Below are 20,859 nucleotides of genomic sequence, written 5' to 3'. Positions count from 1 at the left end.
GTCGGCGTCTGTACCTTGGCGTGGAGGGAAATGCGGGAAGGACTCATGCGTTGTTGCCGGCGCGTTGCGCGAAGCCCCAGCCGAGCGCGGCCAGGTACGGCACCTGCGCGGCGAACTGCAGCGCGGCTTGATCGGTGGCCATGCCCGCACGCGCACGTGCGCCGACGCCCTGCAGGATCGCGGCCAGCCGGAACAGGTTATAGGCGAGGCTGAAATTCCAGTGCTCGCCGATTGACAGGCCGGTGCGTCGCTCGTACGCCTGCACATAGGCGTGTTCATTCGGGATGCCGAGTGCATCCAGATCCAGGCCACCCAGTCCGGACAGTGCCGTCGGTGCGATGTGCCAGCTCATCACGTGATAGGCGAAATCGGCCAGCGGGTGACCGAGCGTGGACAGTTCCCAGTCCAGCACGGCGAGCAAGCGCGGCTCACCGCGCGCGAACACCATGTTGTCGATGCGGAAATCGCCGTGCACCAGCGCGACCGGCTCGTCGGCCTCGTGCGGCAGATTGGCCGGCAACCACGCGATCAGCCTGTCCATGTCGGGGATGTCGCCATCGCGGCTGGCCGCGTACTGGCGGGTCCAGCGATCGATCTGGCGGGCGAAATACTGGCTGCTGCGACCGTAATCGCGCAGGCCCAGCGCATCGACATCGAGCAGGTGCAGCGCGGCGATTCCGGCGTTCATCGCGTCGTAGCGCGCCGCGCGTTGCGCCGGTTCGAGGCCGGGCAGCGACTGCTCGCGGAAGATGTCGCCGTCGACGAAATCCATCACATAGAAGCCGGCGCCGATCAGCGCTTCGTCTTCGCACAACACGTGCATCGCGGCCACCGGCACGGCGCCGCCGGCCAGCGCGCGCTGCACGCGGAATTCGCGTTCGATCGCATGCGCGGATGGCAGCAGGTTCGCGCGCGGACCGGGACGCGCACGCAGCACGCAATCACGATGCGCGGTGCGCACGCGCCAGCCGGGATTGGAGCGGCCGCCATGCAGGCGTTCGACGTCCATCACCCCGCCGAAGCCCTCCAGATTCGCCTGCAACCATGCCTGGAGCCGTGCTGCATTGCCTTCGACATCGGGGAACAGCGAGGGCGCGCTCATGCGACGGCCCTCACCAGCACACGATCGCGCAGGACCGGCACCACTGGACTGGAATCAGCAGCGGCAGCGTGCGCGATTTCGTCCTCCATTCCTGCTCGCGACAACATTCGACCCACCCTCGAAGCATTCAAGAGTTGTGCTGGATCGACATCGCCACAAGCGAGCGCCGCTGCAAGCGCGGCATCGGTGAGCGCGTAGTCGCCTTTGGCGCGTAACGCCTGCACCAGATGCCCCGCGCCGATGAAGTCTTCCAGGCACAAACGCCCCACGGAGCCCGCGCAGACCAGCAACACCGGCGCGCCCGGATGCGTGGCTGCGATGTGCGCGGCGAGTGCGGCAGCATTCGTCAGCGCACCGGCATAAACGGCCGACGCGCCCTCGCACGTGGCGATCGCACGGGTGCCATTGGTCGTGAAGTAGACCAGCTCGCTGCCGTCGCGCAGGCAGGCCGCCAAGGCCAGCGGCGTGGCCGGTGCGTGTTCCGGCAAGGTCTGCGCCAGGTACTCGCCGGCGACTAGTGCATCGGGGCGTGCAGCGGCCGCGCGCCGGGCATCGTCGGCATCGAAGGCCGGATAGACCAGCGACGCGCCGCTGGCCAACGCATGCACGATGGTCGAGGTCGCGAACAGCACGTCGATGACCACCACCACGCGACCTTCGAGACGCGAGACATCGATGTCCTCGCGGCGTACGAGGACATGCAGGCTGGGACGGGTGGCGGCTTCGATCATGAATTCATATATTCCGTATCATGGAATACAATTCTGTAGTTCGGAATAATGTAGACCGCCGATCCGAAGACCGCAAGCAGGATCATCTCCAACGATCTGGGCGGATTTCCCGAATATCATGGACTTGCGTATGACATTGATGGGCCATAGGATGCCGGGAATTGCCGGAACTTGTGTTCCACATCATGAAACCAATGGATCTCACTCCCAGCCCTCGCGCCCTTGAACTCCACCGCCAGCTGCATGCCTTCCTGCAGGAGCGCGTCTGGCCGATGGAAGCCGCCTATGCCAAGGAGGACGCCGCGAACCGCGCGGCCGGCAACCCCTGGCAACCCAGCGCCGTGATCGAGGGGCTGAAGGCGGAGGCCCGCGCGCAGGGCCTGTGGAACCTGTTCCTGCCCAACTCTCCGCATGCGCCGGAAGGCCTATCCAACCTGGATTACGCGCCGCTGTGCGAACTGATGGGCCGCATGTACTGGTCGCCCGAGGTATTCAATTGCAGCGCGCCGGACACCGGCAACATGGAAGTCCTGGCGCGCTACGCCGGCGGGGCGCAGCAGGCGCGTTGGCTGGCCCCGCTGCTCGATGGGCGCATCCGCTCCGCCTTCCTGATGACGGAACCGGCGGTGGCCTCGTCCGACGCCACCAACCTGCAGTGCGCTATCCGCCGTGACGGCGACGATTACGTGATCGATGGCCGCAAGTGGTACGCGTCAGGCGCCGGCGATCCGCGTTGCGAGGTCTACATCGTCATGGGCATCACCGACGCGAATGCGGCACCGCACCAGCGTCATTCGATGATCGTGGTGCCCGCCGACACCCGCGGCATCCGCGTCAATCGCGCCATGGACGTTTACGGCTACGACGACGCGCCGCACGGGCACATGGACATCGACCTTGTCGACGTGCGCGTGCCCGCCGCCAACATGCTGCTCGGCGAAGGCCGCGGCTTCGAGATCGCGCAGGGACGGCTCGGGCCGGGGCGCATCCACCACTGCATGCGCGCGATCGGCATGGGCGAACGTGCGCTGGAGGCGATGTGCGGGCGGCTGGCCTCGCGGCATGCGTTCGGACGCGCGATCGCGGACCAGTCGATCTGGCGCGAACGCATCGCCGAGTCGCGCTGCCTGCTCGACCAGGCACGACTGATGGTGCTGAACGCCGCACGGATGATGGACACCGTGGGCAACAAGGCGGCGCGCGCGGAGATCGCGATGATCAAGGTGGTCGCGCCGCAGGCGGCGGAAAAAGTCATCGACTGGGCGGTGCAGGCGCATGGCGCGGCCGGCGTCAGCCAGGACACCTTCCTGGCCAAGGCCTGGGCGCACAACCGCACCCTGCGACTGGCCGATGGGCCGGACGAAGTGCATCGCGACACCATCGCCAAGCTGGAACTGAAGAAATACGCGGCGAAGGACGCCGCCTGATGGGCAACCCGAAGCGCGACCTGCAATCGCTCGCGGCCGACGCGGAGGGCCGCAATCCGCAGCTGGTGAATTCGGTGGCGCGCGCGTTCTCGATCCTGCGCTGCTTCGAGCACGTGCGCTCCCATCCGGACAACCGTTACCTCGGCAACCAGGACATTGCCAAGCGCACGCGGCTACCCAAGGCGACGGTGTCGCGGCTGTCGCAGACGCTGGCCACGCTCGGCTACCTGGAGTATTCGCCGACGCTGGAAAAGTACGCGTTGGGACCGGCCGTGCTCGGCCTCGGCCACGCCTACATGGCCGGCCACGATGTCATCGGCATCGCCCAGCCGCTGATGCAGGAACTGGCCGACTACACCCAGGCCGCGGTGATGCTCGCAGTGCCCGAAGGCATGCGCATGCTGCTGCTGGAGGTCTGCCAGGGCGATGCGATGTTCAACATGCGCCTGGAAAAAGGCGCGCGCGTGCCGCACGGCACGACCGCGTTGGGGCGGGCCGACCTGGCCGCGCGATCGCGCGATGCGTTCGACGGTTATCTGGCCGAACTCGAGCGCAGCTCCAGCCCGGAGGCATGGACGCAGGTCCGTGCAGGCATCGAGCGCGCCCGCCAGGACTACGAGACTTATGGCTTCGTGTTCTCGCTGGGCGACTGGAACCCGGACGTGTTCGCGGTCGGCGTGCCGATGATCTCCGCAGATCGCACCCGCCGTTTCGCCTTCAACGTCAGCGGCCGGTTGTCGGTGATGACCCGCGAGAAACTCGTCCAGGACTTCGGCCCGCGCCTGGTCGCGCTGCGCAACCGCGTGTACGAGGCCACCGAAGGCCGCTTCTAAGCGAACGGAGACTGCATCGATGAAAGCCGTTGTCTGCGAAGCCTGGGGCACGCCCGACACGCTGCAAGTCAAGGACCTGCCGCTGCCCGAGCCGGGGCCGGGCCAGGTGCGCGTCCGCGTGCGGGCAGCTGCGGTGAATTTTCCCGACGCCTTGCTGGTCGCCGGCAAATACCAGTTCAAGCCGGACTTCCCGTTCTCGCCCGGTGCGGAGTTTTCCGGCACGGTGAGCGCGCTTGGCAGCGATGTGTCGTTTCTCGCGATCGGCGACAAAGTCGTCGGCACGGCCGCATTCGGCGCGTATGCGGAAGAAGTGCTGGCCGATGCCGGCCAAGTCGTCGCCCTGCCCGCCGACACTGCCGACGACGAACTCGAGCTCGCCGGCAGTTTCCTGCTCACTTATGGCACGTCGTACCACGCGCTGAAGGATCGCGCCGAAGCACAACCCGGCGAGACCTTGCTGGTGCTCGGTGCGGGTGGCGGCGTCGGCCTGGCCGCAGTGGAACTGGGCAAGCAAATGGGCTTGCGGGTGATCGCCGCGGCATCGACCGAGGCCAAGCGCGACGCGGCGCGTTCGCGCGGTGCCGATGAAGTCATCGATTACACACGCGACGATTTTCGCGAACAACTCAAGATACTCACCGGCGGCCGCGGGGTGGATATCGCCTACGACCCGGTGGGCGGCGACATCGCCGAGACCGCGCTGCGCAGCGTCGGCTGGGGCGGACGCTATCTGGTCGTCGGCTTCGCCGCAGGCGGCATCCCGAAACTGCCCAGCAACCTGCTACTGCTCAAGGGCAGCGCGCTGGTCGGGGTGTTCTGGGGCGAGTTCGTTCGCCGCGAGCCCGAGGCCAATGCCGCCAACACCCGCCAGCTGCTGGGCTGGTTGCACGATGGCGTTCTGCGACCGCTGATCTCGGCGCGCTATCCGCTGTCCGGTGCTGCTGAAGCATTGGATGCCCTGCTCGGCCGCGACGCGATCGGAAAGCTCGTCATCGTCCCGTCGCTGGCGCGGTAAGCGGCGCGACGGCCGGCCGAGTCACCGTACACTCGGCGGATGGACACGACCACTACCGTTTCGCCGCTGCGATTGCTGGATGATCGCGCCACCCGCCTGTTCGTCGCGCTGGCCGCATTCTTCTGCGCCAACGCGGTGCTGGCTGAATTCATCGGGGTCAAGATCTTCGCGCTGGAAGACACTCTCGGCATCGCGCCGCTGGAATGGAACCTGTTCGGCCAGACGGGCTCGCTGAACTTCACCGCCGGCACGCTGTTGTGGCCGATCGTGTTCATCATGACCGACACGGTCAACGAGTATTTCGGCAAGCGCGGCGTGCGCATGATCAGCTGGCTGGCGGCGGGGCTGATCGTCTACAGCTTCGTATTCGCCTACCTCGCCATCCACCTCGCCCCGGCTTCGTGGTGGGTCGGTGCGGCCAAGGACCAGGGTGTGCCCGACTACCAGACCGCCTATGCAGCGATCTTCGGCCAGGGCATGTGGATCATCGTCGGCTCGCTGGTCGCCTTCCTGGTCGGCCAGTTGATCGACGTGCAGGTTTTCCATCGCATCCGCGCGCGCACCGGCGAACGCCACGCCTGGCTGCGTGCCACCGGCTCCACCGCGGTCTCGCAACTGGTCGACAGCTTCGTGGTGCTGTACATCGCCTTCGTGCTGGGCCCGCAGCAGTGGCCAACCTCGCTGTTCCTGGCGGTCGGCTCGCTCAACTACGTCTACAAGATGCTCGCCGCGATTGCGTTGATTCCGTTGCTGTACCTGATGCGTGCCGGCATCCATCGCTACCTGGGCGCGACCCGCGCGGCGCAATTGCGCCAGCACGCCTCGGAAGACTGACACGGACGCTGCGTCGCTCTTGCCGTCATCCCGGCAAACGCCGGGATGACGACTTGAAGGCCGATTCAACCCAAACAAAAGGGCCGGCATTGCCGGCCCTTCGTCATCGCGATGTCGCTTCGCTTACGCGCGCGAACCGCGCTTGCCGGCATACGCGCCCTGGCCGGCCGCACGATGCTGCTTCGGGCCCGCATGCGTGGTCGGACGCGCGGCCGGGCGGCCGTGCGGACGCGCTGCGGGACGACCCGGCGGACGCTGGCCACCACCACCGCCGTTCTTCGGGATCGGCGTATCGAGGCGGATCGGCTTGCTCGGCGCGAAGCCCGGTACCACGTCCATCTGCAGGTCGACCTTCAGCAGACGCTGGATCTGCCGCAGCAGGCCACCTTCTTCCGGCGACACCAGCGACAGCGCCTGGCCCGCTGCGCCATTGCGGCCGGTGCGGCCGATGCGGTGCACGTAGTCCTCGGCGACCATCGGCAGATCGTGGTTGATCACCAGCGGCAGATCGGGAATGTCGAGACCGCGGGCGGCGACATCGGTCGCCACCAGGATCCGCGCCTTGCCGGACTTGAAGTCCTTGAGGGCTTTCTGGCGCGCGGCCTGGCTCTTGTTGCCGTGGATCGCGACGGTCGGCAGGCCGGCTTCTTCCAGCTGTTCGGCCAGGCGGTTGCAACCATGCTTGGTCTTGCCGAACACCAGCACCTGGTCGGTGTGGCGCTGCGACAGGATCTGGATGAGCAGGTCGCGCTTGCGCGAGCCGTCGACCGGATGCGCGGTATGGGTGATGGTCTGGGCGATGGTGTTCTGCGCCGCCACCTGCACCTGTTCCGGATTGTTCATGAACTCGAGCGCGAGCTGCTTGATCTGCGCCTCGAACGTGGCCGAGAACAGCAGCGTCTGGCGCTGCTTCGGCAGGCGGTTGAGAACGCGCTTGATCGCCGGCAGGAAGCCCATGTCAAGCATGCGGTCGGCTTCGTCCAGGATCAGCACTTCGACCGCATCCAGCTTCACGCTGCCGCGGTCCAGATGGTCGATCAGGCGACCCGGGCAAGCCACCAGCACATCCACGCCACGGCGCAGTTGCTCGATCTGCGGCTGCATGCCGACGCCGCCGAACAGCGTGGTCACGTTGAGCTTGAGGTGACGGCCGTAGGTCTTGAAGCTGTCGGCGACCTGCACCGCCAGCTCGCGGGTCGGCACCAGCACCAGCGCGCGCGGCTTGCGCGGGCCGGCCGGCGGGGTTTCCTTGGACAGGCGATTCAGCACCGGCAGCGCGAACGCCGCGGTCTTGCCGGTACCGGTCTGGGCACCGCCCAGCACGTCGCGGCCGGACAGCACCAGCGGGATCGCCTGGGCCTGGATCGGGGTCGGGGTGGTGTAGTCGTTGTCGGCGAGCGCGCGCAGCAACGCGGGCGCAAGCCCGAGGGATTCAAACGTCATTGGTAATGCTCCGGTGTAGAAAAGCCCACGCGATGGCGTGGACGAACCCGAGCGTTTCCCTGGAACCGCGCTGCGAGTCGACGATGGCACGACGCCGGTGATCCGGTGCCGTGTCTGCGCGACGAAAGGCGTGTGGAAGAAGCAGGCCGCCGAGGCGGCAGGCGTGACCGGGAAAACGATCAGCCGTGCGCAGAACGAGGCGGATCATACGCCAAACCCCGGCGCGGTGCCCGTCGATCCTGAATTCGCTGTTCACGAGGTAAACCCTTCCCCGTCGTACGCGACCATGCGACGCTCGCCTCCTCCATCGCAACCGGCATCGCCATGAAGCCCGAGATCCGCATCGCCAGCTGGCTATTGGCCAGCGTGTTCATCGTGATGGGCGGCTACCGCCTGTGGCATGCATTGCAGGGCGTGCCGACCGCGAATGCCACGCTCGCCTTCAGTGCCGGCGAACTGCTGCTCGGCATCGCCATGGTCGCCGGCTGGCGCCTGCGGACGATGGCACTGCTTGGCGCGTTGTTGATGGTGGTGGATGCCGTGCTCTCGCATCGCTTCTGGACCTTGCAAGGCAACGCGCAAGCCACGCAACTGCTGCACTTCATGAAGAACGTCGGCCTGGTCGGCGGCCTGTTGCTGCTGTCCTCGCTGGTCGTCGGCAAGCGGCGCTGAGGGCGCGACGGCACGACCGGTTGCCTGGGCCTCAGCGACGGACGCGTTGCGGCTCCATGCCCTGCACCGAACAATCGATCAGTTCCCGAAGCACGCCCGCATCGACGTCGGCTAGCTTCTTCAGGTACAGGCAACTCTTGCCGGTCTTGTGCTTGCCCAGCCTGGCCATCAATTCGGCACGGCCTTCGAAGCCCGGCATTAGGTACAGCGTCAGGTCGGTCTTGCGCGGCGAGAACCCGACGATCGGCCATTCCATGACCTTCTTCGAACTGCCGCTGTACGCATAGCGACCGAAGCCGACGATGGCCGCGCCCCACATCTCGGCCTGCTCGCCGGTGGCTGCTTCCATCATCGCCAACACTGCTTCGCAATCCGCACGGCGCTGATCCGGCTGCAACGCCAGGAATTCGGACACCGATGCGGTCGTCGGTCGCGTCTTCAATTCACTCATGGAGCCTCCTCATCGATCATGCGCGCAACGCCTGGTACAGGGTCACCAGGCCGATCCCGAACACCATCACCAGCGCGGCGCGGCGGAACATCGCCTGCGGCATCCGCGCCAGGATGCGCTTGCCGAGCCAGGTGCCGGCGATCGCGACCACCGCCAGCAGCGGGATCCAGACCAGATCGTGGCCATGGATGTAGCCGTTGCGAGCGTAGACAACGGTGCGACCGAGGTCGATGCCCATGTCGATCGCCGCCGAGGTGGCGATGAACACGTCCTTGCGCAGGTCGAATGCCGCCAGCGTCACACCACGCACGGCGCCGCCGGTGCCGACCAGGCCAGCCATGCCACCGGACAGTGCGCCTCCGAGCACTGCGCTACGCGTGGTGGCCGCCAGCCGCCAACGCGGCCTGAGCAGCATCCAGGCGCTCAAGCCAAGCAGGAACACCGCCAGGGTGGCCTCAAGCCACTGCGTCAGCACCCAGGCACTGGCCATGCCGCCAAGCACCGAGAACGCGACCGACGGCACGCCCAACCGAAGCAGCAACCCGCGGTCGATGCCGCCACGGAACAGCCCGAGCTTGCTGAGGTTGCTGGACAGGTGGAACAGCGCGGTGATGCCGAGCACCGAATGGAAATCGAAATAAAAGTTCGCCACCGGGACGAAGAACACCGAGGAGCCGAAGCCTCCGACCGTCCCTGCAATTTCCGCCAGCAACGCGAGCAACAGGAACGTCGCGCTGCGCCCGAACCCGAACATCAGGCGTCGAGGGACATGCCCGGCCGCACCAGCACGACCTCGATGCCGTCGCGCTCGCCGATCTCGCCGGCCAGCGCTTCGCGCGCCTTGTCCTCGCCGTGCACCAGCGCGAGCTGCGGCTTCGGATCGAAATGACCGAACCAGTCCAGCAGGCCGCGCTGGTCGGCATGCGCCGACAGACCGCCGACCGTGTGCATGCTCGCGTTGACCCGATAGTCGCGGCCGTGGATGCGGATCCACTTCGCGCCATCCACCAGCCGCCGGCCGATGGTGCCCACGCCCTGGTAGCCGACGAACACGACGTGCGCCTCGCGCCGGCCGATGTTCTGCCTGAGGTGGTGGAGGATGCGTCCGCCATTGGCCATGCCGCTGCCGGCGATGATGATCGCGCCGCGCTGGATGCGGTTGATCGCCATCGATTCGTCGGCGCCGGCGGTGACGTGCAGGTTGGGCAACTTGAACGGATTCGGCGCATCGCGCCAGACGGCTTTCGCGTCCTCATCGAACAGGTCGTGGTGGCGACCATAGACCTGCACCACCTTGCCTGCCATCGGGCTGTCCAGGAACACCTGCCAGCGCGACATCTGCCATTCGTCCCAGTACTTGGCGAACCAGTACAGCAGTTCCTGCGAACGGCCGACCGCGAACGCGGGGATCAGCACGTTGCCGCCGTCGCGCCAGGCCTCGTCGAGGATGCGTCCGAGTTCGACGATGGTTTCGGCGCGATCCCTGTGGTTGCGATCGCCGTAAGTCGATTCCATCAGGACGAGGTCCGCCTGCTGGATCGCGGTCGGATCGCGCAGGATGGGCGTACCGGTGGGGCCGAGGTCGCCGGAGAACACCAGCTTCTTGCCGTCCGCCCACAGCTCGACGATGCTCGAGCCCAGGATGTGCCCGGCATCGCGGAAGGCGATGTCGATGCCATCGAGGATGGTGTCGCGGGTGTCGTACGCCAGTGGCCGGACCTGGGCCATCGCGTCGGCCACGTCATCCTTGGTGTACAGCGGCTGGCGTTCCGGCTCGCCATGCGCACGCCGGCGATTGAAGCGCTCGGCATCGCTTTCGGCCAGCGACGCCGAATCCAGCAGCATGATCGGCATCAGTTCGGCGGTCGCCTGCTGCGCGAAGATCGGTCCGCGGAAGCCTCGCTTCACCAGCAGCGGCACCCTGCCGATGTGGTCGATGTGCGCATGGCTGATCACCAGCGCATCGATCGTCGCGATATCGAACGGAAACGGATCGGCGTTGCTCGCCTCCATCTCCGCGCTGCCCTGGCACAGGCCGCAATCCAGCAGGACGCGTTTCCCGCCCGCTTCGACCAGGTGCATGGAACCGGTGACCGCGCCGGCCGCGCCGTGGAAAAGCACACGCATGTCGAACTCCCGGATGGCCTGCCCCCGAGCGTACCGCAGCCGCGCTGGCCCGCGCGTGCAGGGTTCAGGCGCGCGCCTGTCCCGCCGGCGACGATTCGGCCTCGCGCAGGCCGAGCGCCTCGCGCACCAGCTCGCGATGGCTGCGCCCGGACACCACGCGCAAGCCGCTGTGCAGGGCGATCCGGTAGCGCCCGGAAGCCAGCGGCTCGACCTCGCGGATCGCATCGATGCGCACGATCGTCGAGCGGTGGATGCGCAGGAACCGCGACGGATCGAGTCGGGCCTGGAAGCCCTGCAAGGTTTCCCGCAACACGAAGCTGCGCGCGCCGACTTTCAGCTCGACGTAGTTGGCCTGCGCCATCGCGCAGTCAAGTTCGTCGAGTTCGACCATCTGCATGCGCCGACCGATCGGCAGCGCCAATCGCCGCGGGATCGTCGGTGGCGCGGCCAGCGGCGCATCGTTGGCCAGCGCGCGTTGCGCACGCTCCACCGCCTGCAGCAGGCGCTCGGCGGAGATCGGCTTGAGCAGGTAGTCGACCGCCTGCACATCGAAGGCACGCACCGCGTGCTCGGCGTAGGCGGTGACGAAGACCACCGCGCGCGGCCGCGCAACCACGTGCTCCAGCGCCTGGAAGCCGTCGGCACCCGGCATCTGGATGTCGAGGAACAGCAGGTCGCAGGGACAGTCCGGCAGCAGTTGCATCAACTCGATGCCGCTGGCGCATTCGGCAACGATCTCGATGCCCGCAATCGCCCCCAGCAACCTGCGCAAACGCAGGCGCGCCAGCGGCTCATCATCGGCGATCACCACCCGGATCGTGCTCATCGCGCAAGCACCTCATCGAAGACGATGTCGCGCATGTTTTCGTCGCGCGCGGCAACAACCGCACCGCGCCGTGGCAGGCGCAGGCTGACGCGGGTGCCGCCAGCGTCGGTGGTTTCGATCGACAGCGCGGCATCGTCGCCATACAGCGCCTGCAGGCGCGCGCGCGTGTTGGCGAGGCCGATGCCGTGCCCCTCGATATCGGGCAGGCCTTCCGCGCCGTCATCCTCGACTTCGAGCCACAACGCACCGGCGACCAGGCCGGCACCGATGCGCACGTTGCCGGGGCGGATCCGCCGCGCGATCGCATGCACCACCGCGTTCTCCACCAACGGCTGCAACAATTGCGGCGGCACCGCCTCATCCAGGCAGTCCTCGGCGACGCGCCAATGCACCTGCATGCGCTCGCCCAGGCGCACCTTCTCGATCTCGAGGTATTGCGCGAGCAATGCCAGCTCCTCGCGCAGGCCGACCCACTGCAGGCGCGAGCTTTCCAGGCTGCGGCGCAGCAGCGCGGACAGGCCGACCAGCATGCGGTCGGCGCGCGCGGCGTCGTGGTGGACCAGTTCTGCGATCGAGTTCAGCGCGTTGAACAGGAAGTGCGGATTCAGTTGCGCCGCAATAGCATCCAGGCGCGCCTGCGCCAGCAAGCCCTGCAGCTCCGCCGCGCGCCGCTCCTGCGCACGTGCCTCGTCGGAGAACAGCAGCGCATGCGCGACGCCGATCATGATCCAGCTGATCAGCACGTTGCTGTAGAGACTGGTCGGCATCACGTCGGCCCAGAAATCCGGCGGGCTCTCGTACCAGCCGACCCACGGATCCAGCGTGTGGATGAACACCGCCCGCACCACGACCATCACCAACGCAGCCAGCATCAGGATGCTGCAGGCACGCGCCACGTTGCCGCGGCGGATCGGCACGCGAGACACCAGCCAGAACAGCGCCACCGTGAGCGGCACCCAACCCCACATCCCGACCAGGCTGGTACGCAAGACATCGGCCCAGGCGTACTCCTTGCCCATGTCCGCGGCCATCGACATCACCTGGTGCGCGTAGAGCAATCCGTAGGCCGTCCAACCGACCAAGGCAGACAGCCACAGCGTCCACCACGAACGCTGCGGCAGCGGCAACCAACGAGCGTGTCCGGCGGGTTCCATGTGGCAACGCTACGCCCGCCCCTTGCCAGCCGCAACGCGGCGGGTCGCGTTCGCCACCGCATCGGTGCACTTCGTCCCACGTTGCTTGCCGATGCAGCGGAGTCAGGACAGGGTGGGCTGCCGCTTCGACACCGACTGGCACCCCTGGAACGTAGTAGGCACCGCACGCATGGAAGCACCGAACATTCCCCTTGCGCCGCGCGGCCGGAAGGAATCCACCCGCGGCGTTCTTTTTGCCGGCGTCCGGTTGCAACCCTTTCCATGGTGCTCCTTGCACGATGCGCTGCGCGTGCTGCGCATCGTCACCGCCCTGCTGTTCATGGCGCATGCGTCCATGCGTTTCGTCAATGGCAGCATCCCCCAATTCGGCGCGTTCATGGAATCGCAGGGATTCCCGCACGGACAAGCTTGGGTGCTGGCGATCACCTGTTGCGAACTCGGCGCGGGCAGTCTGTTGATCATCAATCGCGGTGTGCGCTGGGCCGCCAGTGGCCTGGCAGTGATCGTCGCCGCCGGGATCTGGTTGATCCATCGCCACAGCGGCTGGTTCGTCGGAGAACACGGCACCGGCGGCAGCGAATACAGCGTGGCCTTGCTGGCGATGTTGCTGGTGGTCGCGGCGCACGATGCCGCAGCCGCATCGCGTCGGGATTCCCGCACCGACGAGGCAGACCCGCATGGATGACACCCGCCCACTCCAATCGCCACCCGATTGCGCCTTGCTCGGCTTCCGCCTGCTGATCGCATTGCTGATCGGCATCCACGGCTGGTACCGGCTGAGCGCGGGCACGTCGCCGGTCTTCGGCGACTGGCTGGCCATCCAGGGCATTCCGCTGGCGCATGCGGTGGCCTGGGGCGTCACCGTTGGCGAAATCGTCGGCTCGGCCTGCCTGGCCATCGGCGTGTGCGTGCGTCCGTTCGCGCTCCTGTTCGTGGCGATCTACGCGATGGGGATCGTGCTGGTGCATGCACCGGAAGGCTGGTTCGTGGTCGGTGCCGGTCGCAATGGCATGGAGTACAGCGTGTTGCTGATCGCCAGCCTCGCCCTGGTGGCGCTGCGCATCCGTGCACCGCTCTGGCATGCCTTCAGGTCGCGCTGACGGAATCGAACGGATTCGGCAAGGCCACGGCCACGACTTCCGGCAGGTGCCGGGGACATGGTGTTTCGTGCATGGTGCGCGATTCGCCCTGCCCACCCGAGGGAACTCCATGCGCCTGTTGTCACTGGCCTGCGCGATCGCGCTTGGCCTGAGCTCCGTTGCGGCCCAAGCAGCGACACCCCAGCCGTCGGCGAAGGTCCCCGGCAGTGAGGCCATCGTCAGCAAGACCCTGGCAAACGGTCTGAAGATCGTGGTCTGGCCCGACCACGACATTCCCAACGCCAATTACTACACCTTCTACAAGGTCGGCAGCCGCAACGAATATCCCGGCATCACCGGCCTGGCGCACTACTTCGAACACATGATGTTCAACGGCACCACGAAGCGCGCGCCGGGCGAGTTCGACAGGCAGATGGAAGCCGCCGGCGGCAGCAACAACGCCAGCACCAGCAACGACCTGACCATCTACACCGACTGGTTCCCGAGCAGCGCACTGGAGACGATCTTCGACCTGGAAGGCGACCGCATGGCCAACCTGTCGTTCGACCCGAAGGTGGTCGAGAGCGAACGCGAGGTGGTCTTCAGCGAGCGTCGCTCCAGCATCGACAACGACAATTTCGGCACCCTGATGGAGCAGATGCAGGCGACCGCCTGGACGGCGCATCCCTACCAGTTCCCGACCATCGGCTGGCCCAGCGACATCGAAGGCTGGAAGCTCGACGACCTGAAGAAGTTCTTCAAGACCTATTACGCACCGAACAACGCGGTGCTGGTGGTCGCCGGCGATGTCGATCCGGCGCAGGTATTCGCACTGGCCGACAAGTATCTGGCCTCGCTGCCGAAGCAGCCGGAGCCGACGCCGATCACCACCGTCGAGCCGGAACAGCAGGGCGAGCGCCGGCTGGTGGTGGAACGCGCCGACGCGCAATCGCCTATCGTCGCCTACGCCTTCCATAGCGGCATCGGCGCGGGCAGCAAGGAATTCCCGACCCTCGAGTTGCTGACCACGATCCTGTCGCAGGGCGAGTCTTCGCGCCTGCACCAGCGACTGGTCGAGAAGGAACAGGCGGCCACCCAGGCCGGTGCGTTCGCGGAAGCCGGCTTCGACCCCGGCCTGCTGTGGATCTACGCGATGCTGCCGCCGGGCGGCGACATGGCGAAGGTGGAAACGCTGCTGGACGACGAACTCGCGAAGGTCGCGCGCGACGGCGTGACCGCCGCCGAACTCGACAAGGCGCGCAACCTCAAGGCCTCCGCGTTCTGGCGCGGCATGGCCACGATCAACGGCAAGGCACGCGCACTGGGGACCTACGAGGTGTTCAACGGCGACTATCGGAAATTATTCGATGCTCCCGCCGCCTACGACGCCGTCACCGCCGCGGACGTGCAGGCGCTGGCGAAAAAGATCCTGCGCATCCAGAACCGCACCACCGGCCTGCTCAAGCCGGTCGCCGCCGCAGCCACTGCCGCCGACAAGGAGGCCGCGAAATGAGCTTCTTCCGCAACGTATCCATCGCGCTGGTCGCCGCGTTCGCGTTCAACAGTGCCATCGCTGCAGACATCAAGCTCCCCGACTACCAGACCGTCACCCTCGACAACGGCGCCACCGTGCTGCTGATGCCGCGCAAGGACGTGCCGCTGGTCGCCGCGAACATCGCCGTGCGCGGCGGCGCGCTGGCCGATGCGGCGGGCAAGGAAGGCACCGCCGACCTGCTCGGCGAAATGCTCTCCAAGGGTGCGGGCAGCCGCAGCGCGCTGCAGTTCGCGCAGACCGTCGATGGCGCGGGCGGCAGCCTGGGCTTCGGCAGCTCGCGCGAGGCGATCATCGCCAATGCGCAGTTCCTGTCCAAGGACAGCGCGCTGATGCTCTCGCTGCTCGCCGACGCGCTGCTGCGGCCGACGATGGACAGTGCCGAGTTCGACAAGCTGCGCAAGCGGGCGATCGACGGCATCGCCAATGCCAAGGATTCCGATCCGCGCCAGCTGATCGGCACTTATACCGGCGGCTGGCTGTTCCGCGGCCATCCGTACGGGCGCTCCACCGGCGGCGACGAGACCAGCCTGGCCACGATCACCCTTTCCGACCTGCAAGCGTTCCGCCAGCAGCAGATGGGCGGCGACCGCCTGATCATCGCCATTGCGGGCGACTTCGATGCCACGGCGGTGACCGCGCAGCTGAAGCAGTCGTTCGGCGCTTGGCCGAAGGCGAGCGGCGGCCTGCCGGCAGTCGAGGCCAAGGCGCGCGAAACCGGCCGTCGCGTGCTGCTGATCGACAAGCCCGGCGCGACCCAGACCTACTTCGCGCTGGCCAATGTCGGCAGCAAGCGTGGCGACCCCGCGGAAGCCGCGCAGGACCTGGTGCAGACCGCGTTCGGCGGCCGCTTCACCTCGATGCTCAACACCGAACTGCGGGTGAAGTCCGGCCTGACCTACGGTGCCCGCTCGGGCATCGAACGTGCGTCCCAGCCCGGCCCCGTGGCGATCAGCAGCTTCACCAAGACCGAAACCACCAAGGCCGCGATCGACCTGGCGATCGCCACCCTCGACCGCCTGCACAAGGATGGACTGGACGCCGCGACGATCGACTCCGCCAAGCGCTATGTGGCCGGGCAATACGCACCCGGCCTGGAAACCGCGCCGCAACTGGCCGCGCAACTGGTCGACATGACCCTGTACGGCGATTCGCGCGAGACCATCGATGGCTACCTCGGCAACATCGCCGCCGCCACGCCGGCGCAGATCGCCGCAGCGCGTGCGGTGTTCCCGGAGAGCAAGGACCTGGCCATCGTCGCCATCGGCGATGCCGCCACGATCCGTGACGTGATCAAGAGCTATGGCCCGCTGACCGAGATGAAGCTGACCGACCCGCGCTTCTCGCCCAATTGACCATCCCTGCTCGTCAGCACCGCTTTCGCGGCAATGACGAGCAGGACGACACCTTTACGCAACCGGAGCAATCCCGTGAAAACACCCAAGATCCTGCTGCTGTCCCTGTCCATCGGCGTTGTCCTCGCCGGTTGCCAGAAGCCTGCCGATACCACCGCCGCAAGCACGGCCACTGCCAAGGCCGAAGCGCCTGCCTACACGCTGGACGAGTCCAAGCTGCCGCCGTTCAACCAGTTCACCCTGGCCGATCTGGATGCCGGCAAGAATGCCTGCGTGGATTTCGACGGACACGTCAACAGCAAGTGGCTGGCGGCCAATCCGATCCCGGGCGACCGCAGCAGCTGGGGCGCGTTCGAGATGCTGGCCGAGCGTTCGCTGGGCGTGCAGCGCCAGTTGGCCGAACAGGCGGCCGCGAAGAACGCCGATGTCGGCGTGGACAAGATCGTCGGCGACTTCTGGTCCACCGGCATGGACGAAGCGAAGATCAACGCGCAGGGCGTCGAGCCGCTTAAGCCGGAACTGGCGAAGATCGACGCGCTCGCCGACGGCCCCGCGGTGGCCGAGTTCCTGCGCACCTCCGCTGCCGATGGCAATGGCTACCTGATCGGCATCGGCTCGATGCCCGACTTCAAGAATTCCGACATCAACATCGCCGCCACCGGCCAGGGCGGCCTGGGCTTGCCGGACGTGCCGTATTACAGCAAGCCCGACTACCAGAAGATCCGCGATGCCTACGTGGCCTATGCCACCAAGCTGCTGGAACTGTCCGGCGTGCCGACCGCCGAGGCCGCAACGCAGGCGAAGGACGTGCTCGCGTTCGAAACCCGCCTGGCCAAGGCCAGCAAGTCCAGCGAGGAGTTCTCGCGCGACGTCGGCCTGTACTACAACCCGGTCAGCCCGGCCGAGGCCGACAAGCTGTCGCCGAATTTCCCCTTCACCAAGCTGTTCGAATCGCAGGGCGTCGCGGTGCCGGCGATGTTCTCGCTGTCGGTGCCGGCCTACCACGCCGAAGTCAGCAAGATGCTGGCCGACGTGCCGGCGGCGCAGTGGAAGAGCTACCTGAAATTCCACCTGCTGGATGGCGCGGCGCCCTACCTCTCCAGCGACTTCGTGCAGGCCAACTTCGAGTTCTACGGCAAGACCCTGGGCGGCCAGAAGGAACTGCGCGAGCGCGGCAAGCGCGTGCTCGGCACCATCGACGGGCAGGTCGGCGAGGCGCTGGGCCAGATGTACGTGAAGGTCGCATTCCCGGCCGAATCCAAGGCCAAGATGGAAACCCTGATCAAGAACCTGAGCGACGCGCTGAAGCTGCGCATCGAGGGTCTGGAATGGATGAGCGCGGACACCAAGAAGAAGGCGCTGGAGAAGTGGGCGTCGTTCCAGCCGCGCGTGGGCTATCCGGACAAGTGGCGTGAATGGACCGGCCTGGCCACCGCCCGCGACAGCTACATCGGCAACGTGCTGGCCGCGCGCAAGTTCAACTACAAGTGGGACATCGGCAAGATCGGCCAGCCGGTCGACAAGACCGAATGGGGCATGCGCCCGCAGACGGTCAATGCGCAGTACAACCCGCTGGCCAACCAGATCACCTTCCCGGCCGCGATCCTGCAGCCGCCGTTCTTCGACCCGAAGGCGGACGACGCGCTGAACTATGGCGGCATCGTGGCGGTGATCGGCCACGAGATGACCCACGGCTACGACGACCAGGGCAGCCGCTTCGATGCCAAGGGCACGATGCTCGATTCGCCCGGCTGGTGGACCCAGGCGGACCTGGACAGCTTCAAGGCCAGCACCGGCAAGCTGGTCGCGCAGTTCGACGGCTACAAGGCGAGCAACGGCAAGAACCTCAACGGCAACCACACCCTAGGCGAGAACATCGCCGACCTGGGTGGCCTGGCGACCGCGCATGACGCCCTGATCAAGGCCAGCGCCGGTCAACCGGATCCGAAGATCGATGGCCTGACCCGCGACCAGCGCTTCTTCTACAGCTGGGCCACCGTGTGGCGTCGCAACTTCACCCCGGAGGAACTGGAGCAGCGCCTGCAGACCGACGAACATGCACTGGCCTCGTTCCGCGCGATCGGTGCGCCGTCGAACATGCCGGCGTTCGCCCAGGCGTTCGGCTGCAAGGTCGGCGACCCGATGGTCCGCACGGGCGAGAGCCACGTCGTCATCTGGTGATGTAGGCGGTTGCGGGCGATTGGCGCTGATCCTTCCTGATATCGCACCCGCCCCTGGAGGCCCGGCACGTCCGGGCCTCCATTTTTGTGGTCCCCGGTGAGTCCCGAGAGTCGTTCATCGTCTTCATTGCCCCTGCCCGCGGGCGGGGGGACAATAGGGACATGATCGACGCTTCCCGCTACCCCCGGCTGTCCCGGATCGACCGTCCCGCCGACCTGCGCACCTTCGAGCCGACCGAGCTGCGCGCCATCGCCGACGAGCTGCGCACCTACCTGATCGAATCGGTCGGCAAGTCCGGCGGGCACTTCGGGGCCGGCCTCGGGGTGGTCGAACTGACCACCGTGCTGCATTACCTCTACGACACGCCCGACGACCGCATCGTCTGGGACGTCGGCCACCAGAGCTATCCGCACAAGATCCTCACCGGCCGCCGCGATGCCATCCACACGGTCAAGCAGAAGGACGGCGTGGCGCCGTTCCCGAAGCGCGAGGAGTCCGAATACGACACCTTCGGCGTGGGCCACTCATCGACTTCGATCTCGGCGGCGCTGGGCATGGCGATCGCGAATGCGCGCGCCGGCAACGATCGCAAGGTCGTCGCGGTGATCGGCGACGGCGCGATGACCGCCGGCATGGTGTACGAGGCGCTGAACCACGCCGGCGGCATGGACGAGGAACCGAACCTGCTGGTGATCCTCAACGACAACCGCATGTCGATCAGCGAGGCGGTCGGCGGCCTGACCAAGATGCTCGGCCGGATGACCGGCAGCAAGACCCTCAACGCGCTGCGCGAGGGCGGCAAGAAGCTGCTCGGCGACAAGCGCAGCAGCGGCACCGCGCGCTTCGTGCGGCGCTGGGAAGAACACTGGAAGGGCATGTTCGTGCCCTCCACCCTGTTCGAGGAAATGGGCTTCCACTACACCGGACCGATCGACGGCCACGACGTCGACGCGCTGGCAGGCGTGCTGACGATGCTGAAGGGCCTGAAGGGCCCGCAGCTGCTGCACGTGATCACCACCAAGGGCAAGGGCTACGAACTCGCCGAGGGCGACCAGATCGGCTATCACGCGGTCAGCCCATTCGATCCCGAGAAAGGCCTGGTCGCGAAAACGGGCGCGAAAAAGCCGACCTATACCGATGTCTTCGGCGACTGGATCTGCGACATGGCCGCGGCCGATGAAGGACTGCTGGCGATCACTCCGGCGATGCGCGAAGGCTCGGGCCTGGTGCGCTTCAGCAAGGAATACCCGCAGCGCTATTTCGATGTCGCCATCGCCGAGCAGCACGCGGTGACGCTCGCCGCCGGCATGGCCTGCGAAGGCGCGAAACCCGTCGTCGCGATCTATTCCACCTTCCTGCAGCGCGCCTACGACCAGCTGGTCCACGACGTCGCCATCCAGAAGCTCGACGTACTGTTCGCGATCGACCGCGGTGGCGTGGTCGGCCCCGATGGCGCGACCCACGCCGGCAACCTCGACCTCAGCTTCCTGCGCTGCGTGCCGAACATGGTCGTGATGGCACCCGCCGACGAACGCGAATGCCGGCAGATGCTCAGCACCGGCTACCGCCATGAAGGTCCGGCCGCGGTGCGCTATCCGCGCGGCAGCGGCCCCGGAGTGGCGCTGGATGCGTCGCTCGACACCTTGCCGATCGGCAAGGCCGAACTGCGTCGCCATGGTGCGCGGATCGCCCTGCTTGCGTTCGGTGCGCTGTTGCCGGCGGCGGAACAGGTCGGCGCGGGGCTCGGCCTGAGCGTGGTCAACATGCGCTTCGTCAAACCGCTCGATCGTGCGCTCATCCTGGAACTCGCGGACACGCACGAAGGCTTCGTGACCCTGGAAGACAACGTGGTCGCCGGTGGCGCCGGCAGCGGTGTGGCCGAATTGCTGGCCGCCGAGGGCATCGTCATGCCGATCCTGCATCTGGGCCTGCCCGACGAATTCCAGCACCACGCCAGCCGCGAAGACCTGCTGGCCGAAGCCGGGCTGGACGTGGCCGGGATCCGCGCTGCAGTGCTCAAGCGCTGGCCGCAGCTGGCGATGCCGGAACAGGCGCGCGCAGCGGGGTACTGATCGCC

At 66.9% G+C, this 20,859-nt stretch carries 20 protein-coding genes; 11 read left to right on the top strand and 9 right to left on the bottom strand.

What is annotated here, in order from left to right; genetic code table 11:
- Positions 1 to 43: 43 nt before the first annotated feature.
- Complete coding sequence (locus H9L16_RS10250; protein ID WP_187551612.1) at positions 44 to 1,102, bottom strand: phosphotransferase family protein; 1,059 nt, start codon at positions 1,100 to 1,102, stop codon at positions 44 to 46.
- Positions 1,099 to 1,833: a 2-phosphosulfolactate phosphatase gene (locus H9L16_RS10245; protein WP_187551611.1), complete on the bottom strand. Its 735-nt coding sequence runs from the start codon at positions 1,831 to 1,833 to the stop codon at positions 1,099 to 1,101. The genes H9L16_RS10250 and H9L16_RS10245 overlap by 4 nt, the downstream gene beginning before the upstream one ends.
- 194 nt (positions 1,834 to 2,027) lie before the next feature.
- Between H9L16_RS10245 and H9L16_RS10240 the strand changes: the two genes are divergently transcribed.
- From H9L16_RS10240 to H9L16_RS10225, 4 genes are read left to right on the top strand one after another with little or no spacing between them, the layout of a single operon-like run.
- Positions 2,028 to 3,260, top strand: coding sequence for an acyl-CoA dehydrogenase family protein (locus tag H9L16_RS10240; protein ID WP_187551610.1), 1,233 nt, complete (start codon positions 2,028 to 2,030; stop codon positions 3,258 to 3,260).
- On the top strand, positions 3,260 to 4,093 hold the full coding sequence (locus H9L16_RS10235) for an IclR family transcriptional regulator (RefSeq protein WP_187551609.1): 834 nt from the start codon (positions 3,260 to 3,262) through the stop codon (positions 4,091 to 4,093). The genes H9L16_RS10240 and H9L16_RS10235 overlap by 1 nt, the downstream gene beginning before the upstream one ends.
- A gap of 19 nt (positions 4,094 to 4,112) precedes the next feature.
- On the top strand, positions 4,113 to 5,108 hold the full coding sequence (locus H9L16_RS10230) for an NADPH:quinone oxidoreductase family protein (RefSeq protein WP_187551608.1): 996 nt from the start codon (positions 4,113 to 4,115) through the stop codon (positions 5,106 to 5,108).
- A gap of 39 nt (positions 5,109 to 5,147) precedes the next feature.
- Complete coding sequence (locus tag H9L16_RS10225; RefSeq protein WP_187551607.1) at positions 5,148 to 5,942, top strand: queuosine precursor transporter; 795 nt, start codon at positions 5,148 to 5,150, stop codon at positions 5,940 to 5,942.
- Between the two features lie 123 nt (positions 5,943 to 6,065).
- On the opposite strand, the gene H9L16_RS10220 is transcribed toward H9L16_RS10225, so the two are convergent.
- Together H9L16_RS10220 and H9L16_RS10215 are read right to left on the bottom strand one after the other, a co-directional pair.
- Complete coding sequence (locus H9L16_RS10220) at positions 6,066 to 7,385, bottom strand: DEAD/DEAH box helicase (RefSeq protein WP_187551606.1); 1,320 nt, start codon at positions 7,383 to 7,385, stop codon at positions 6,066 to 6,068.
- Positions 7,375 to 7,641 (bottom strand): hypothetical protein, encoded by a 267-nt coding sequence (locus H9L16_RS10215; RefSeq protein ID WP_187551605.1) that lies wholly within the window; start codon positions 7,639 to 7,641, stop codon positions 7,375 to 7,377. The genes H9L16_RS10220 and H9L16_RS10215 overlap by 11 nt, the downstream gene beginning before the upstream one ends.
- Before the next feature lie 68 nt (positions 7,642 to 7,709).
- On the opposite strand from H9L16_RS10215, the gene H9L16_RS10210 reads away from it, so the two are divergent.
- On the top strand, positions 7,710 to 8,057 hold the full coding sequence (locus H9L16_RS10210; protein ID WP_187551604.1) for a hypothetical protein: 348 nt from the start codon (positions 7,710 to 7,712) through the stop codon (positions 8,055 to 8,057).
- A 31-nt stretch (positions 8,058 to 8,088) separates the two neighbouring features.
- Here the strand turns inward: H9L16_RS10210 and H9L16_RS10205 are convergent, their stop codons facing one another.
- The 5 genes from H9L16_RS10205 to H9L16_RS10185 form a co-directional block, all read right to left on the bottom strand.
- Complete coding sequence (locus H9L16_RS10205; RefSeq protein WP_187551603.1) at positions 8,089 to 8,508, bottom strand: DUF1801 domain-containing protein; 420 nt, start codon at positions 8,506 to 8,508, stop codon at positions 8,089 to 8,091.
- A gap of 16 nt (positions 8,509 to 8,524) precedes the next feature.
- Positions 8,525 to 9,262 (bottom strand): sulfite exporter TauE/SafE family protein, encoded by a 738-nt coding sequence (locus H9L16_RS10200; protein ID WP_187551602.1) that lies wholly within the window; start codon positions 9,260 to 9,262, stop codon positions 8,525 to 8,527.
- A complete protein-coding gene (locus H9L16_RS10195; RefSeq protein ID WP_187551601.1) occupies positions 9,262 to 10,635 on the bottom strand; it encodes an MBL fold metallo-hydrolase RNA specificity domain-containing protein in 1,374 nt (457 codons plus the stop codon). Before H9L16_RS10195 ends, H9L16_RS10200 begins: the two co-directional genes overlap by 1 nt.
- 64 nt (positions 10,636 to 10,699) lie before the next feature.
- Positions 10,700 to 11,461: a LytR/AlgR family response regulator transcription factor gene (locus tag H9L16_RS10190; protein WP_187551600.1), complete on the bottom strand. Its 762-nt coding sequence runs from the start codon at positions 11,459 to 11,461 to the stop codon at positions 10,700 to 10,702.
- On the bottom strand, positions 11,458 to 12,615 hold the full coding sequence (locus H9L16_RS10185) for a sensor histidine kinase (RefSeq protein WP_187551599.1): 1,158 nt from the start codon (positions 12,613 to 12,615) through the stop codon (positions 11,458 to 11,460). The genes H9L16_RS10190 and H9L16_RS10185 overlap by 4 nt, the downstream gene beginning before the upstream one ends.
- A 271-nt stretch (positions 12,616 to 12,886) precedes the next feature.
- On the opposite strand from H9L16_RS10185, the gene H9L16_RS10180 reads away from it, so the two are divergent.
- The 6 genes from H9L16_RS10180 (at position 12,887) to dxs (ending at position 20,854) form a co-directional block, all read left to right on the top strand.
- The gene (locus H9L16_RS10180; protein WP_187551598.1) at positions 12,887 to 13,300 is read left to right on the top strand and encodes a DoxX family protein; all 414 of its coding nucleotides are present in this window, start codon (positions 12,887 to 12,889) and stop codon (positions 13,298 to 13,300) included.
- A complete protein-coding gene (locus H9L16_RS10175) occupies positions 13,293 to 13,715 on the top strand; it encodes a DoxX family protein (RefSeq protein WP_187551597.1) in 423 nt (140 codons plus the stop codon). Before H9L16_RS10180 ends, H9L16_RS10175 begins: the two co-directional genes overlap by 8 nt.
- 109 nt (positions 13,716 to 13,824) lie before the next feature.
- Positions 13,825 to 15,207: a M16 family metallopeptidase gene (locus tag H9L16_RS10170; protein ID WP_187551596.1), complete on the top strand. Its 1,383-nt coding sequence runs from the start codon at positions 13,825 to 13,827 to the stop codon at positions 15,205 to 15,207.
- A complete protein-coding gene (locus tag H9L16_RS10165; RefSeq protein WP_187551595.1) occupies positions 15,204 to 16,601 on the top strand; it encodes a M16 family metallopeptidase in 1,398 nt (465 codons plus the stop codon). The genes H9L16_RS10170 and H9L16_RS10165 overlap by 4 nt, the downstream gene beginning before the upstream one ends.
- A 93-nt stretch (positions 16,602 to 16,694) precedes the next feature.
- On the top strand, positions 16,695 to 18,782 hold the full coding sequence (locus H9L16_RS10160; protein WP_187554144.1) for a M13 family metallopeptidase: 2,088 nt from the start codon (positions 16,695 to 16,697) through the stop codon (positions 18,780 to 18,782).
- Between the two features lie 161 nt (positions 18,783 to 18,943).
- Complete coding sequence (dxs, locus tag H9L16_RS10155; RefSeq protein ID WP_187551594.1) at positions 18,944 to 20,854, top strand: 1-deoxy-D-xylulose-5-phosphate synthase; 1,911 nt, start codon at positions 18,944 to 18,946, stop codon at positions 20,852 to 20,854.
- Positions 20,855 to 20,859 lie beyond the last annotated feature (5 nt).

The organism is Thermomonas carbonis (assembly GCF_014396975.1).
GTDB lineage: Bacteria > Pseudomonadota > Gammaproteobacteria > Xanthomonadales > Xanthomonadaceae > Thermomonas > Thermomonas carbonis.
The sequence above is the reverse complement of the archived record's forward strand: the minus strand, read 5'-3'. Positions and strand labels throughout refer to the sequence as shown.